The following is a 13,086-nucleotide window of genomic DNA, read 5'->3' as shown; positions in this document are numbered from 1 at the left end:
CCGCTGCGCTTTGCGCGACTCCCCCGGGAAATTTTTAGCCAGATGAAGCGGATCCGGTCAGTGATGTGTGGGCTGGATCCGGTCCTGACGGAGGTCTCTGGCCGACAGGCCGTGCGCGGTGCGGAAAGCACGGGCAAAGCTGGATTGTGAGGCAAAGCCTGTGGCGAGTGCCACGTCCATCAATGGCATATCCGTATCGGTTACCAGACGCCGCGCTTCGGCCAGGCGCAGTTGCAGATAGTGATCCTGTGGCGTTGTGTTCAGGCGCAGACGGAACTGTTGTTGCAGAGTACGAGGGCTGGTGCCCAGAGAGTCGGCAATGACGGCCAACGGTAGCGGGTCCTCGAGCGAAGTCTCCATCAACGAGTTCGCCTTTGCTGTCAGAGCCGTATGACGATGCGGCGCGCCTGTACGGCTTTGTGGCTTGGACGGTTCGGGTGCGCCCTCGTATAGGAACAGGCCGGACACGCGGGCGGCAAAACCTGCGCCGTGGCGCGCGGCGATGATGTGTAGCATCATCTCGACTGCGGGGATCGCGCCGCCTGAAGTCAGCCGGTTGCCGGATACAGTAAATCGGTCAGGGCGAACATCAACTTCGGGGAAGCGGTTCGCGAAATTGTCCAGATCCTCCCAGTGCGTTGTGGCGGAGTGGCCGTTCAGCAGGCCGGCTTCGGCCAGTAGCCAAGGGCCGCCGTCGATGCCAGCCATGGTGGCTCCGGTACCGGCAATGCGGCGCAATCCGGCGAGCAGGCTGGGTGTGGCGTGACGGGCCAGTTGAAATCCCGCGATGACAATCATCAGGTCGCAGCCCTGCAACCGAGCCAACGGTGTGCCTGGAACATTTAGGGCGCTGGTCAGCATCGCCGGTTCCGCCGTGGCAGTCACATAGTCCCAGTCAAAGGCCGGGCGGTCCGCCAGACGGTTGGCGGCGCGCATGGGATCAACGGCCGAGGCAAAGCTGAGCGTGTTGCATTCGTCCAGAACCAGCACGGCCGTTTTTAGGGCGCGATGTTCGGGCTGCAATATGTTTTTTGCGGATTTCATCAAGTTCGATTCGCATTCTGGCAAGTTGTTTCCATAAAGCTGCGCCAGAGTCGGGGATGAACGCAAATCGGAATCCGGGGAGAAGCCTGAGGATAACTTAGGTCAAAACCGGGTATAAGTTGGGGAAAACACCATGCCACTGGAAATGAACCGCGAAGTCTTCATCACCTGCGCTGTCACCGGCTCGGGCGGAACACAGGATCGCAGCCCGCATGTGCCGCGTTCGCCAAAGCAAATCGCCGAAAGTGCGATCGCCGCGGCCAAGGCAGGCGCGGCCATCGTGCATTGCCACGTGCGCGATCCGGAAACCGGTGCACCCAGCCGTCGTCTGGACCTGTACCGCGAGGTGACTGATCGCATTCGTGAAGCCGAGGTCGACGTTGTGCTGAACCTCACCGCCGGGATGGGCGGCGACATGATTTTTGGCCCGACTGAATCTCCGCTGCCGCTGAACGAAGATGGCACGGACATGATCGGCGCGGCGGCTCGGGTCGAACATGTGGCTGAATGCCTGCCTGAAATCTGTACTCTGGATTGCGGCACCATGAATTTTGCCGAGGCCGACTATGTCATGACCAACACGCCCGGTATGCTGCAGGCGATGGGCCGGATGATGACGCATCTGGGCGTGAAGCCCGAGATCGAAGCCTTTGACACCGGTCACTTGTGGTACGCAAAGCAGCTGGTGAAGGACGGCGTTCTGGACAGCCCGGCACTGGTTCAACTGTGCATGGGCGTGCCGTGGGGTGCACCCGATGACCTGAATACCTTGATGGCTATGGTGAACAACGTGCCTGATGACTGGACATTCAGCGCATTCGCGCTTGGGCGGAACCAGATGGCATATGCGTCGGCTTCGGTGCTGGCGGGCGGCAATGTGCGCGTTGGCCTTGAGGACAACCTGTTTCTCGACAAAGGCGTTCTGGCCGAAAACTGGCAGCTGGTTGAGCGGGCGAACACCATCGTTTCGAACATGGGCGCGCGGGTGATCGGCGCGCAGGAAGTGCGTGAGAAGCTGGGGTTGGTGAAGCGGGCACCGGTGGCAAAATAATGTTCTGCGAGAGTCGGCGTGACAACGTTCCCGTTCAAGGACAACGGTTTGGCATGATCATACTATTTTGCCTATCGTTTTTCGTCGCGTCGATGCTTGCGTTGACTTCTTTCCTGCAAGCCGAGTCTCCTTGGTGGACTGGGCCTCTAGGTGTCATGATGTTGCTTGCTCTTGGTTTCGTGGTGTTCGTTTTGATGCCGCAACCAAACGAAGGCAAATCTTTGTCACCTTTGGGCTTTCTCGGATTGGGTTTTCTGATTTGCTCAGCCATCATCGGGGCCGGCAGCGCCGTATCACTGGTGATGCGCAGGTTCTGGTCACCTGGTCAGGTCGCAGGAAGGGTTTTTCTGGGCGGTTGGTTGCTGACGTTCCTTTGGTTTGCGACCACAGCCATTACCTGAATGGATATATGATATGGCAAAAACAGCAGCTATCATTGGCGGTGGCGTAATTGGCGGCGGTTGGGCCGCTAGATTTCTACTGAACGGCTGGAACGTCCGGGTGTTCGACCCGGACCCGGAGGCCGAGCGCAAGATTGGCGAGGTGCTCGATAACGCGCGCCGGTCTCTGCCGGGGTTGAGTGATGCGCTTTTGCCGTCTGAGGGGGCGCTTACCTTCCACGACGATCTGACTGACGCCGTGCAAGGCGCCACCTGGATTCAGGAAAGCGTACCTGAACGGCTGGATCTGAAGCTGAAGGTTTACAAAAGCTTGCAGGATGCCTGCGATCCGGAGGCGATCATCGGGTCGTCAACCAGCGGGTTCAAACCGTCCGAGTTGCAGGAAGGCGCGTTGCGCCCTGAACAAATCGTGGTGACACACCCGTTTAATCCGGTTTACCTGCTGCCGCTGATCGAATTGGTACCGACCGACAAGAACCGGCCTGAAATGGTCGACCGAGCGAAGGATCTGTTGAAATCGGTGGGTTTCTTCCCTCTGCATGTCAAAAAAGAGATCGATGCGCATATTGCTGACCGGTTCCTCGAAGCCGTCTGGCGCGAGGCGCTGTGGTTGGTCAAGGACGGTATCGCCACGACTGAAGAGATCGACGAAGCAATTCGCATGGGTTTTGGCATTCGCTGGGCACAGATGGGTCTATTCGAAACTTATCGCGTGGCCGGTGGCGAGGCGGGGATGCGGCATTTCATGGCGCAGTTCGGCCCGGCGTTGAAATGGCCCTGGACCAAGTTGATGGATGTGCCCGAGTTCACTGATGAGCTGGTCGACATGATCGCGGATCAGTCTGACGCACAATCGGGCATGTACTCGATCCGAGAATTGGAGCGTATTCGCGACAATAACCTCGTTGGCATGATGCGGGCGCTCAAGGCGCAGAACTATGGGGCCGGTGCTGTTCTGAACCAGCATGACGCGGCGCTGAAACCGGGCGCACTTCCGACGTTGGATCAGGCCGATCTGAGCCAGCCAATTCTGACCTTGTCGCGCGCAGTGCCGTTGGACTGGACCGACTATAACGGTCACATGAACGAGGCGCGGTACCTTGAGGCCTTCGCCGCGGCGACCGACCGGTTCATGGAGATCATGGGGTGTGATGCCGATTACATCGCTTCGGGCGGCAGTTACTTTACGGCCGAAAACCACATCCGCTATATCGACGAAGTCCACGCGGGCGCAAAGATCGAAGTGCGTACACAGATGCTGTTGGGGCAGGGCAAGAAACTGCACGTGTTCCATTCAATGTTCGAAGGCGACAAGCTGTTGGCCACCGGAGAAAGCTTCCTGCTGCATGTCAGTCTGGAAACCCGTCGCCCGAGCGCACCTTCGGCAGAGATCGAAGACGCTATGGCCCGGATTGCAGAAGCTCAGGCTGGATTGCCTTATCCTGAAGGTGCGGGTGCTGCGATCCGCAAACCGGCATGAGTGGGCGCGTTCTGATCACGGCAGGCGCCTCGGGCGTTGGTCGCGCTATGGCCGAAGCCTTTGACGCAGCTGGTGCGCAGGTTTGGGTGGCTGATGTTGACCCGAATGCCCTGTCTGATTGTCCTGCCCATTGGCGGCGGTCCGAGGCGAACGTCGCGGAGGAAAATGCCGTGGCCACCTTGTTCAACGACATCGAGGCGGAATGGGGTGGTTTGGATACCCTGTGTGCAAATGCCGGAATCGCGGGACCAACCGCTTCGGTTGAAGATGTTGAATTGGCCGATTGGCGCGTGTGCCTTGCAGTAAATCTGGAGGGTGCCTTTCTGTGCTCCAAACACGCCGCTCCAATCCTGAAACGTCAGGGCAGTGGCGCGGTGGTCATTACGTCTTCGACTGCGGGACAATATGGATACCCAAATCGCGCGCCTTATGCTGCTGCGAAGTGGGGGATGATCGGTCTGGCCAAGACCCTGGCGATGGAGCTTGGCGCGCATGGCGTGCGGTGCAATGTCATCTGCCCTGGCTCAGTAGAAGGCCCACGGATGGAAGGCGTGCTGCAGCGAGAGGCCGACGCCAAGGGCATGACGCGGGACCAGGTCTATGACGGTTACGCCTCGGGCACTTCAATGGGTCGCTTTGTCGAAGGTCACGACATCGCCAATATGGCCGTGTTCCTTGCGTCGGATGCGGCGCGGTTGGTGTCGGGGCAGGTGATTGCGGTCGATGGGCACACCGTCAACCCCGACCCGAAAATCTAACCCTGATTGGGTCCGCGAATCTGGTGGATGCTCTGACGAACCGCCTGCCAGTCACGGGCTTGCTGCATGTTCCCGGCGTCTTTGCATTCGCGCATCTTCTGCGCAGCTTCCGCCTCGGCCTGATCTCCGTGGGCGGAATAAAGCGCCCGTGCGTATTGAGCAGTTTTTAATGCGTCCATTCCTATGGTCCTCCGTCTGTGATCGGATCGCTCGAAAGTTCGCGCCAAGTGACGATATCACACCTTAGTCGCTTACGCATCTATGAGGCCGTTATCAGGCGGAAATCGTTGATCGTAGCTGCCTGAGATGATCGGGGAAGTCCCGCGCCGTCACATCCGCTTCTCGCACCAACGTATCGAAATGACGGGAAAAAACTTCGATCCTGTCGCGGTCCCGAAAGGCCATATAGTGACTGCCCGCGTAGAACACACACAGCAGCGGGCCAAAAATCGTGACCGGCGCAGAATAGAGGCGTTTGGCATCAAACAGATAGATGCGCATTCGAGGATAAAGCTGGTCGCTCAGCTCTAACAGGTGGTCGATCTGTTCCATCCTGATTTTCGGGCACAGGCCTTCGTAGTATCCGGTCGCGCGGGCAAAGCTGTCGATCTCATACAGTGGCATGGCGATCTCATAATCTGATTGTGCGCTGCGCATCCACGTCAGCCGGTCTTCTGACGCGCCGATGGCCTGATCCGCCGTTCGCCCCAGATGCGGGGCGTATTCCCACTCTAGCACGGCGCGGGTTTTCAGCATGTCGGGCAGGGTGGCAGGTACATAGCGAACCTTGTAGCCAGCCGCCTCTTTGTGCCATTTGAAAATACGTTCATCGACCAGCGCGCGTGGCGCCTTGGTCATACTCAGAGAAAGCGCCAGAAGCTCTGCAGCGCTTTCTGGCCGATCTGATAGGCTCAGCAGCCAGTCAGCCGAAACACCAAGCGCTGTGGCGCAGCTGCCAACGACATGCGCGTTCGGCAGGCGCGCACCTTCGCCGGTCAAAAGTTGGGATACGGTCGATCGGTCGACACCGATATCCCGGGCCAGCGCGCTTTGGCTGATGTCACGTTCTTCCATCGCGCGGGCAAGGCGTTGGCGAAACTGTGCAGCGCGGTCTCGTTTGTCTAATTTATCCGTCATATGTTGATTTATATCATGGATGATGAATTTTGTTAATCATATTCAGAATTTTCAACTCGGCCACGATCCGTAATTCTTAAAACATAACAATAATATGGGTGACGGAATGGAAACGCGACGAAGATCGGTCGTGAAGGCTGTGGTGTGGAATGCGATGGGCCTGGTCATGATGACGCTGGTGGGTCTGATCGCAACAGGTTCTGCCGCAGTTGGTGGGACGTTGGCGATTGTGAACACGGGCATCGGCCTGACGATGTACGTGATCTATGAGCGTGTCTGGGCAGGCATCACATGGGGCCGAAATGTCTGAGCGGCCAGGTCCAGAGTGGGGCACCTTTGCCCTGATCATTGCGTGTTATGCAGCGTGGCTGGCGGTGATATTCACACTTCCCATCTGGCTGGCTATCCCGGCCATGGGCTTGGTCGCAGCGTTGCATTCATCACTGACGCACGAGGCGCTGCACGGGCATCCGTTCCGCACGCGTTGGCTGAACGAGGCGCTGATGGCCCTGCCTCTGACCTTGTTCATTCCGTACAACCGGTTCCGCGATCTGCATCTGGCGCATCACAGGGATTCGACGCTGACCGACCCCTATGACGACCCTGAGTCGAACTATCTGGACCCGAAGGTTTGGAATACGCTCAAAAGCTGGCAAAAGCGGCTCCTGAGGGCGAACAACACACTGCTCGGGCGCATTGTGTTGGGCCCGACGATTGGTCAGTATATCTTCTTTCGGGATGAGTTGCGCGGCGCCAAACGCGGAGACAGAGCCGTACTGTTGGCATGGGGACTGCACCTGATTGGAGTGGTCGCTGTTTTGTGGGTAGCTGCGCAGTCTCCGATGCCGCTTTGGGCTTTTGTTCTGTCTGCCTACATTGGTTTGGGCTTGGTCAAGATCCGGACGTTTCTTGAACACCGGGCGCACGAATGCTCCAGTGCCCGAACGGTCATTGTCGAAGATCGTGGGTTGTTGGCTTTTTTGTTTCTGAACAACAATCTGCACGTCGTTCATCACATGAATCCCGGTGCTCCGTGGTACCGATTGCCTGCGCTTTATCGTGCCGGAAAAGACGGCTATCTGGCCAGCAACCACGCTTATGTCTATCGGTCTTACGGGCAGATTTTCCGGTCCTATTTCTGGCGTACCAAGGACCCGGTTGAGCATCCGCTCTGGCCAAAGGGTTGATTTGACGACACAAGGGAATTCATGAGTTTGTGGATTCCTATCACCATCGCCGCCGCGGCATTTCAAACCGTGCGGTTCATGCTGCAAAAGTCGCTGAGCACTGTGAAACTTTCGGCAGCCGGCGCGACTTTTGCGCGGTTTGCCTATTCCATGCCGTTGGCAGTCCTTGCGCTGATCGTGGCGATGCAATTGACCGGATTCAGCCTGCCGGCCCTGACCGGGCGTTTCTGGTTGTTTGCAGTGATCGGCGGGACAACGCAGATACTGGCGACCATCTGCGTTGTGGCCCTGTTCAAACAACGCAATTTTGCCGTCGGTATTACATTCAAGAAGACCGAAGTTATCCAAACCGCCATCGTCGGATTTCTGGTCCTGGGCGATCATGTATCCTCGGGCGCGTTGTTTGCGATTGTTCTGGGACTGGTGGCTGTCTTGCTGTTGTCGAAAAGCCCTGGTGGAGAAGGGGCTTGGTGGGCACACCTCACCAACCGTGCATCGCGCCTTGGGCTGGGTTCGGGCGTGCTGTTTGCTTTCTCATCCGTCAGCTATCGCGGTGCCTCGTTGGAGCTGGGGGATTTGGACGCCTGGTTCCGGGCGCTGGTTACTTTGGCAGTGGTGGTTTCGTTCCAATTCCTCAGCATGGGGCTGTGGCTGCTGTGGCGCGACCGTGCCGAGCTGCGCGCAGTTTGGGACACACGCCGAACGGGCGTTTTTGTCGGGCTCACCAGTCTATGTGGATCGTTCTGCTGGTTCTTCGCCTTCACGCTGCAAAACGCGGCCTATGTCAAAGCTCTGGGGCAGGTCGAACTGATCTTCAGCCTGTTCGCCTCGCTCTTGTTTTTCCGCGAAAGAATCACCCGGCGCGAGATCGCCGGGATGACGTTGCTTGGTGCCTCGATACTGGCACTGGTGCTTACGATTTAGCCTGCACGGCGTTCGTCAAAGCTGAGGGCGATGAAGCTGGGCAGGTGATCGCCCATGCCGACAACAGCAGGGCCCCTGTCGTCTCTGCGGCCGCGGCCTTTGGACTCTTTGTCCTTACGGGGCTCTCTATCCTTGCGCGGTTCTCTATCCTTACGAGGCTCTCTTTCCGTACGGGGCTCGCTTTTGCGCCGATCGGACTTTTTGGTGTCCGCCGCTTTTGGCTGATTCTCGGTTTTTGGGGAATCGGCTTTGGAATCATCCGCCTCAATCGGGTTGTTCAGACGGGGAATTTCTTTCTGAATCAACTTCTCCACCGCCGCCAGCGCCTTTTCATCGCGGGAAGAGCAGATCGTGATAGCCTTGCCCTCACGCCCTGCGCGACCGGTGCGGCCAATGCGGTGGACGTAATCCTCGGGGTGGCCGGGGACGTCGAAATTGATCACATGGCTGACGGATGGCACATCCAATCCGCGCGCGGCCACGTCCGAGGCCACGAGTAGGCGCAAAGACCCGTCCCGGAAACCATCGAGTGTTTTCGTGCGCTGGGATTGATCCAGATCGCCGTGGATCGCGGCGGCGTCATAGCCGTATTTCTTGAGAGACTTGGCGCAGATATCCACATCGGTCTTGCGGTTGCAGAAGATGATGGCGTTGGTGCACTTCTCGCCTTCAGCGTCGATCAGCGCCCGCAGGACATTGCGTTTCTGGCTGGCCTCACGATCCCGACGACCGCCTTTGAACATGACAACGCCCTGTTCAATAGTTTCCGAAGCAGTGGCCTGACGCGCAACCTCGACCCGCGTGGGTGCGGACAGAAAGGTGTCGGTGATCCGCTCAATCTCGGGCGCCATAGTGGCCGAAAAGAACAAGGTCTGGCGCGTGAACGGCGTCAGCGAGAAGATGCGTTCGATATCGGGGATGAACCCCATGTCCAGCATCCGGTCAGCTTCGTCGACAACCATGATCTGAACACCGGTCAAAAGAAGCTTGCCGCGCTCGAAATGGTCCAGCAGGCGACCCGGCGTGGCGATCAGGACGTCAACGCCCCGGTCGATCAACGCGTCCTGCTCTTTGAAGCTGACGCCGCCGATCAGCAGCGCTTTGGTCAGTTTCAGGTGTTTGGCGTAGGTGTCGAAATTCTCGGCCACTTGCGCGGCCAGTTCCCGGGTCGGGCACAGCACCAGCGAGCGCGGCATCCGTGCACGGGCGCGCCCACGGGCCAGCAAGGTGATCATCGGCAGCGTAAAGCTGGCCGTCTTGCCGGTACCGGTCTGAGCAATGCCCAGAACATCACGACCTTCAAGGGCAGCGGGTATCGCGCCTTCCTGAATTGGCGTGGGCGTTTCGTATCCGGCTTCCTCAATGGCTTTGAGGACCTTCGGGTTCAGGTTCAGTTCGTTGAATTTTGTCATGTATGTCCGGTTCATGCGGACACTAGACCTAGCCCGCGCGTCAAAGGAATGCCGGGCCCGGATGGCCATACGCTGTCACGCGCATTTCGGCTTTGCGCGGACATAACAAAATCATGGGGCAGGGTCAAATGAAGAGCCCTTAACCTGACGTCGCTAACGCCCACTGCTGGTTTTCCGCAACAATTCAGCAGCTTCCGGGAAAGTGTTTCGCAACCTTAGCGTCCAGATCCAGCGGTCTGTGCCGGATCACCCCATATTCTTCGAGACGTGCGCGTACGCCGGGGTCGGCACCGCTAATTTCGTCATAGAACGCGCGCAAACCGTCCTGGCCCTGTTCTGTCTCGATCCAGTTGAACAACTCATTCTTGTTCAGACCGCCCAGTTCGCGCGGAACGTTCGGGGACATGCCGGGTTGATAGGACCCACGCGCCATCCGGAACTGATAGTGCGCGGCCCAGTGGTCCCAGTCAGGGGCGTGGCGATGACACAGCTCTAACCCCGGAAGTTCGAATTTGCAGGGCAGAAGTTTTTTGTTTTGAAACAGGTTGTGGATGCGAAAGTTCAGCTTTTCCATGCCTGTGCGGACGAACAGCTTACCCTGAACGTGGCTGAGGAACCCGCCGAGTACAAAGCTGCCATAGTTGGGATAGATGGACTGTACCATAGCTGAGCGGTCCGGGCCGCTGGGAATATGCGCCTTGAACAGATCCTCGCCGCCTGCCATTGCCTCCGTTGGCCGGACGCGGACGGCAGGGATTTCGGCGGGGACGGATTGCAACTGCTCCCGGATAGGTTTTGAAGACCAAAGGAACTCATCCACGTCGATATGGGCCAGCCAGTCCAGATCGGTGTTGCGATAGGCGAATGTGGCATGAAGTGTCTGACGAACCTGATGGCGGTCAGGGCGGTCGCGTTTGCGTTTCTCCCAAAAGGCATCGTCGCAGATTCGCGCCCTTATCTTCGGGTGTTTCCTGAGGGTTCGGTGCGCCTCATGATTGGGTTCGTCCAAATAGATGTACAGATAATCCGCACCCTGATCGAGGTGATGGGCCGCGAATTTCAGTATGTCCTGGGTCGACCCACGGACCATGGACACGATTCCCCAGGTCGTCATTGGCGCGCTTCCCTACGCGCAGTAAGAGTCCTGCGCATCTTTGCCAGGCGCCGGAACACTGTGCCGGGATCGCGATTCAAAGCCGTGAAGAGATGATCCGAATGCTCGGCCCACAACCGGCAAAACAGGGTGGGGGCGTGGTTCGGCCAGGATTGCTTCCGCAGGTTCGAGATAAGCTGCGCGTTCAGAAACGCCAGTTCAGTTTTTCCAACGAATTCCTGCGCGATGTGTCGGCGTTTGCGCGTCCAGAATGTATCCTCTTGGCCGGGTTGCGGCCGGGTCGCGCTTTCAGGAACAATCTGACGCGTAAAATGGGTCAGATCGACATCTTCTGCCGGTAGTACCTCGTCCGAGAAGTCGAAAGGCGCTCGTCGCCTTTCGAACCTGTCTTGCAGGGCGGGCAGGCCACCCGAATACGTTAGATCATCATCCATTCGTACTTTCGACCCGTGCCATCACGCCATCATCTCTTTCGTGGCCGTCAGGCTCAGCTCGGGATAGTCGCGGACGACCCGGTCGATGTCCCACTGCAGGCGCGTCAGATAAACGATATCGCCGTCATGATCATGGGCTATGTGCTGCTTGTTGGCTTCGACGAACTTCTCGACTTCGGCCTTGCCGCCGCTGACCCAGCGGGCCGAGGTGAATTGCGACGCCTCAAAGCGCACGGGCAGGCCGTATTCCATCTCAATCCGGCTGGCGAGCACTTCGAACTGCAACGCGCCAACGACGCCCACAATGAAGCCCGACCCGATCGAAGGTTTGAACACCTTCGCGGCACCTTCTTCGGCAAATTGCATCAGAGCCTTTTCCAGATGCTTGGCCTTCATTGGATCGCCGGGGCGCACGGTTTGCAGCAGTTCCGGCGCGAAAGAGGGGATGCCGGTCACCCGGATCGCTTCGCCTTCGGTCAGCGTGTCGCCGATGCGAAGCTGGCCGTGGTTGGGAATGCCGATGATATCACCGGCCCAGGCCTCTTCGGCCAATTCGCGGTCGGACGCCAGAAACAGCACAGGGTTCGAAATCGCCATCGGCTTTTTCGAACGCACATGAGTCAGCTTCATACCGCGCTTGAAATGGCCCGATGCCATGCGGACAAAGGCGACGCGGTCGCGGTGCTTGGGGTCCATATTGGCCTGAACCTTGAAGACAAAACCGGCGACTTTCTTTTCGTCGGGAGCAATCTGACGCGGTTCGGCAGACTGGATCTGCGGCTGGGGGCCGTAGGCGCCAATGCCTTCCATCAGTTCCTTCACGCCGAACGAGTTGATCGCCGAGCCGAACCAGATCGGGGTCATATGCCCCTCAAGCACCGCCTGCGGGTCCATGGCGGGCAGCAGCTCGCGCGCCATCTCGACCTCTTCCAAGAACTTTTCCAACAGGTGCTCGGGCACGTGTTCGGCCAGTTTCGGGTCGTCCAACCCGTTGATTTCGATGCTTTCGGCCACCTTGTTGCGGTCGGCGCGATCCATCAGTTCCAGCCGGTCGCGCAGCATGTCATAGCAGCCGATGAAATCCCGACCCACACCAATTGGCCATGCTGCAGGGGTGACGTCGATGGCCAGCATTTCCTGGATTTCGTCGATGATCTCGAACGTATCGCGGCTTTCGCGGTCCATCTTGTTACAGAAGGTCAGGATCGGAAGGTCACGCAGGCGGCAGACCTCGAACAATTTCTGCGTCTGGCTTTCCACACCTTTCGCGCCGTCGATTACCATCACGGCGGCGTCCACAGCGGTCAGCGTGCGATAGGTGTCTTCCGAGAAATCGCTGTGGCCGGGCGTATCCACCAGATTGAACCGGAAGTTGTCGTAGTCAAACGACATTGCCGAGGCGGAAACCGAGATACCGCGATCCTTCTCCATCTGCATAAAGTCCGAACGGGTGCGCCGGGCTTCACCCTTGGCGCGCACCTGACCTGCCATTTGAATGGCGCCCCCGTACAACAGGAACTTTTCAGTCAGCGTCGTCTTGCCCGCATCCGGGTGCGAGATGATGGCGAATGTCCGGCGCCGAGCAATCTCGGGCGGCAAAACGGGTTGGTTGGTGGCGGTATCAAGCATGAACGCGCGTATATGCGGGGAATTCTGCCGAGGCAAGACAAAGGGGGTGTTCAGAATCGCCTGATAATGGCAAAAAGAACATATAGTGAACAAATGATGGAGAGGTGTGATGAATTTAAAAGAAATCGCAAACGAACTGGTCGCTGGCTGCCGCGAGGGCCGGGCCAAAGCGAATTTGGATAAGCTCTATGCAGAGGATGCCGTTTCTGTCGAAGCAGCAGATGCCATGGGTATGGGGCGCGAAGCCAATGGGCGCGACACCATACGGGGCAAGCATGAATGGTGGGAAGGCGCGCATGACGTGACCGGCGCCTCGGTCAGCGATCCCTTTATGCATGGTGACGACCGCTTCGCCGTAATTTTCGAGGTGCAGGGCACAGTGAAGGAAAGCGGTGACAGCTTTGATATGCGTGAGGTCGCTATTTACCACGTGGCGGATGGTAAGATCGTGCGCGAAGAGTTCTTTTACTAACGTGTTTTGGTTTCTGGTCTTCCCTGAAAGGCTGGTGCTAGAT

General features: G+C 58.2%; 15 protein-coding genes. 8 read left to right on the top strand and 7 right to left on the bottom strand.

Features of this window, described 5'->3' with window-relative positions:
• Positions 1 to 57: 57 nt before the first annotated feature.
• The gene (locus tag AC2FIB_RS17925) at positions 58 to 1,044 is read right to left on the bottom strand and encodes a GlxA family transcriptional regulator (RefSeq protein ID WP_496781265.1); all 987 of its coding nucleotides are present in this window, start codon (positions 1,042 to 1,044) and stop codon (positions 58 to 60) included.
• A 133-nt stretch (positions 1,045 to 1,177) separates the two neighbouring features.
• Here AC2FIB_RS17925 and bcoG point away from each other — a divergent pair, with 133 nt between their 5' ends.
• From bcoG to AC2FIB_RS17905, 4 genes are all read left to right on the top strand, one after another.
• Positions 1,178 to 2,095 (top strand): 3-dehydrocarnitine:acetyl-CoA trimethylamine transferase BcoG, encoded by a 918-nt coding sequence (gene bcoG / locus AC2FIB_RS17920; protein WP_496842538.1) that lies wholly within the window; start codon positions 1,178 to 1,180, stop codon positions 2,093 to 2,095.
• A 158-nt stretch (positions 2,096 to 2,253) separates the two neighbouring features.
• On the top strand, positions 2,254 to 2,496 hold the full coding sequence (locus tag AC2FIB_RS17915; RefSeq protein WP_496733514.1) for a hypothetical protein: 243 nt from the start codon (positions 2,254 to 2,256) through the stop codon (positions 2,494 to 2,496).
• Positions 2,497 to 2,509: 13 nt separating this feature from the next.
• The gene (locus AC2FIB_RS17910) at positions 2,510 to 3,976 is read left to right on the top strand and encodes a carnitine 3-dehydrogenase (protein ID WP_496733512.1); all 1,467 of its coding nucleotides are present in this window, start codon (positions 2,510 to 2,512) and stop codon (positions 3,974 to 3,976) included.
• Entirely contained in the window at positions 3,973 to 4,734 is a 762-nt protein-coding gene (locus tag AC2FIB_RS17905) for an SDR family oxidoreductase (RefSeq protein WP_496733510.1), read from the top strand. The genes AC2FIB_RS17910 and AC2FIB_RS17905 overlap by 4 nt, the downstream gene beginning before the upstream one ends.
• On the opposite strand, the gene AC2FIB_RS17900 is transcribed toward AC2FIB_RS17905, so the two are convergent.
• Positions 4,731 to 4,913, bottom strand: coding sequence for a hypothetical protein (locus AC2FIB_RS17900; protein ID WP_496733509.1), 183 nt, complete (start codon positions 4,911 to 4,913; stop codon positions 4,731 to 4,733). The genes AC2FIB_RS17905 and AC2FIB_RS17900 overlap by 4 nt on opposite strands.
• A gap of 94 nt (positions 4,914 to 5,007) precedes the next feature.
• Positions 5,008 to 5,871, bottom strand: coding sequence for a helix-turn-helix domain-containing protein (locus tag AC2FIB_RS17895; protein WP_496733507.1), 864 nt, complete (start codon positions 5,869 to 5,871; stop codon positions 5,008 to 5,010).
• A gap of 106 nt (positions 5,872 to 5,977) precedes the next feature.
• On the opposite strand from AC2FIB_RS17895, the gene AC2FIB_RS17890 reads away from it, so the two are divergent.
• The 3 genes from AC2FIB_RS17890 to AC2FIB_RS17880 are packed head-to-tail and all read left to right on the top strand — an operon-like array spanning position 5,978 to position 7,982.
• Positions 5,978 to 6,181 (top strand): DUF2061 domain-containing protein, encoded by a 204-nt coding sequence (locus AC2FIB_RS17890; protein WP_058278218.1) that lies wholly within the window; start codon positions 5,978 to 5,980, stop codon positions 6,179 to 6,181.
• Complete coding sequence (locus AC2FIB_RS17885) at positions 6,174 to 7,058, top strand: fatty acid desaturase (RefSeq protein ID WP_496733505.1); 885 nt, start codon at positions 6,174 to 6,176, stop codon at positions 7,056 to 7,058. Before AC2FIB_RS17890 ends, AC2FIB_RS17885 begins: the two co-directional genes overlap by 8 nt.
• 21 nt (positions 7,059 to 7,079) lie before the next feature.
• The gene (locus AC2FIB_RS17880) at positions 7,080 to 7,982 is read left to right on the top strand and encodes an EamA family transporter (protein WP_496733504.1); all 903 of its coding nucleotides are present in this window, start codon (positions 7,080 to 7,082) and stop codon (positions 7,980 to 7,982) included.
• Here AC2FIB_RS17880 and AC2FIB_RS17875 read toward each other — a convergent pair.
• The 4 genes from AC2FIB_RS17875 to AC2FIB_RS17860 form a co-directional block, all read right to left on the bottom strand.
• Positions 7,979 to 9,394 (bottom strand): DEAD/DEAH box helicase, encoded by a 1,416-nt coding sequence (locus AC2FIB_RS17875; RefSeq protein WP_496733503.1) that lies wholly within the window; start codon positions 9,392 to 9,394, stop codon positions 7,979 to 7,981. The genes AC2FIB_RS17880 and AC2FIB_RS17875 overlap by 4 nt on opposite strands.
• A gap of 184 nt (positions 9,395 to 9,578) precedes the next feature.
• Complete coding sequence (locus AC2FIB_RS17870) at positions 9,579 to 10,508, bottom strand: glycosyltransferase family 2 protein (protein ID WP_496733502.1); 930 nt, start codon at positions 10,506 to 10,508, stop codon at positions 9,579 to 9,581.
• Positions 10,505 to 10,942 carry a hypothetical protein gene (locus AC2FIB_RS17865; RefSeq protein WP_496733500.1) on the bottom strand — a complete coding sequence of 146 codons (438 nt, stop codon included), beginning with the start codon at positions 10,940 to 10,942 and terminating at the stop codon, positions 10,505 to 10,507. The genes AC2FIB_RS17870 and AC2FIB_RS17865 overlap by 4 nt, the downstream gene beginning before the upstream one ends.
• A 21-nt stretch (positions 10,943 to 10,963) precedes the next feature.
• Complete coding sequence (locus AC2FIB_RS17860; protein ID WP_496733498.1) at positions 10,964 to 12,571, bottom strand: peptide chain release factor 3; 1,608 nt, start codon at positions 12,569 to 12,571, stop codon at positions 10,964 to 10,966.
• Between the two features lie 109 nt (positions 12,572 to 12,680).
• On the opposite strand from AC2FIB_RS17860, the gene AC2FIB_RS17855 reads away from it, so the two are divergent.
• Positions 12,681 to 13,043, top strand: a complete 363-nt coding sequence (locus tag AC2FIB_RS17855) for a SnoaL-like domain-containing protein (RefSeq protein WP_472723900.1) — start codon at positions 12,681 to 12,683, stop codon at positions 13,041 to 13,043.
• Positions 13,044 to 13,086 lie beyond the last annotated feature (43 nt).

This window comes from Ruegeria sp. YTSA072, assembly GCF_059610285.1.
The sequence above is the reverse complement of the archived record's forward strand: the minus strand, read 5'-3'. Positions and strand labels throughout refer to the sequence as shown.

Excerpts from the sequence above, each read along its gene's own strand:
- AC2FIB_RS17925 (WP_496781265.1), bottom strand. The coding sequence starts at position 1,044 with ATGAAATCCGCAAAAAACATATTGCAGCCCGAACATCGCGCCCTAAAA.
- bcoG (WP_496842538.1), top strand. The coding sequence starts at position 1,178 with ATGCCACTGGAAATGAACCGCGAAGTCTTCATCACCTGCGCTGTCACC.
- AC2FIB_RS17915 (WP_496733514.1), top strand. The coding sequence starts at position 2,254 with ATGTTGCTTGCTCTTGGTTTCGTGGTGTTCGTTTTGATGCCGCAACCA.
- AC2FIB_RS17910 (WP_496733512.1), top strand. The coding sequence starts at position 2,510 with ATGGCAAAAACAGCAGCTATCATTGGCGGTGGCGTAATTGGCGGCGGT.
- AC2FIB_RS17905 (WP_496733510.1), top strand. The coding sequence starts at position 3,973 with ATGAGTGGGCGCGTTCTGATCACGGCAGGCGCCTCGGGCGTTGGTCGC.
- AC2FIB_RS17900 (WP_496733509.1), bottom strand. The coding sequence starts at position 4,913 with ATGGACGCATTAAAAACTGCTCAATACGCACGGGCGCTTTATTCCGCC.
- AC2FIB_RS17895 (WP_496733507.1), bottom strand. The coding sequence starts at position 5,871 with ATGACGGATAAATTAGACAAACGAGACCGCGCTGCACAGTTTCGCCAA.
- AC2FIB_RS17890 (WP_058278218.1), top strand. The coding sequence starts at position 5,978 with ATGGAAACGCGACGAAGATCGGTCGTGAAGGCTGTGGTGTGGAATGCG.
- AC2FIB_RS17885 (WP_496733505.1), top strand. The coding sequence starts at position 6,174 with ATGTCTGAGCGGCCAGGTCCAGAGTGGGGCACCTTTGCCCTGATCATT.
- AC2FIB_RS17880 (WP_496733504.1), top strand. The coding sequence starts at position 7,080 with ATGAGTTTGTGGATTCCTATCACCATCGCCGCCGCGGCATTTCAAACC.
- AC2FIB_RS17875 (WP_496733503.1), bottom strand. The coding sequence starts at position 9,394 with ATGACAAAATTCAACGAACTGAACCTGAACCCGAAGGTCCTCAAAGCC.
- AC2FIB_RS17870 (WP_496733502.1), bottom strand. The coding sequence starts at position 10,508 with ATGACGACCTGGGGAATCGTGTCCATGGTCCGTGGGTCGACCCAGGAC.
- AC2FIB_RS17865 (WP_496733500.1), bottom strand. The coding sequence starts at position 10,942 with ATGGATGATGATCTAACGTATTCGGGTGGCCTGCCCGCCCTGCAAGAC.
- AC2FIB_RS17860 (WP_496733498.1), bottom strand. The coding sequence starts at position 12,571 with ATGCTTGATACCGCCACCAACCAACCCGTTTTGCCGCCCGAGATTGCT.
- AC2FIB_RS17855 (WP_472723900.1), top strand. The coding sequence starts at position 12,681 with ATGAATTTAAAAGAAATCGCAAACGAACTGGTCGCTGGCTGCCGCGAG.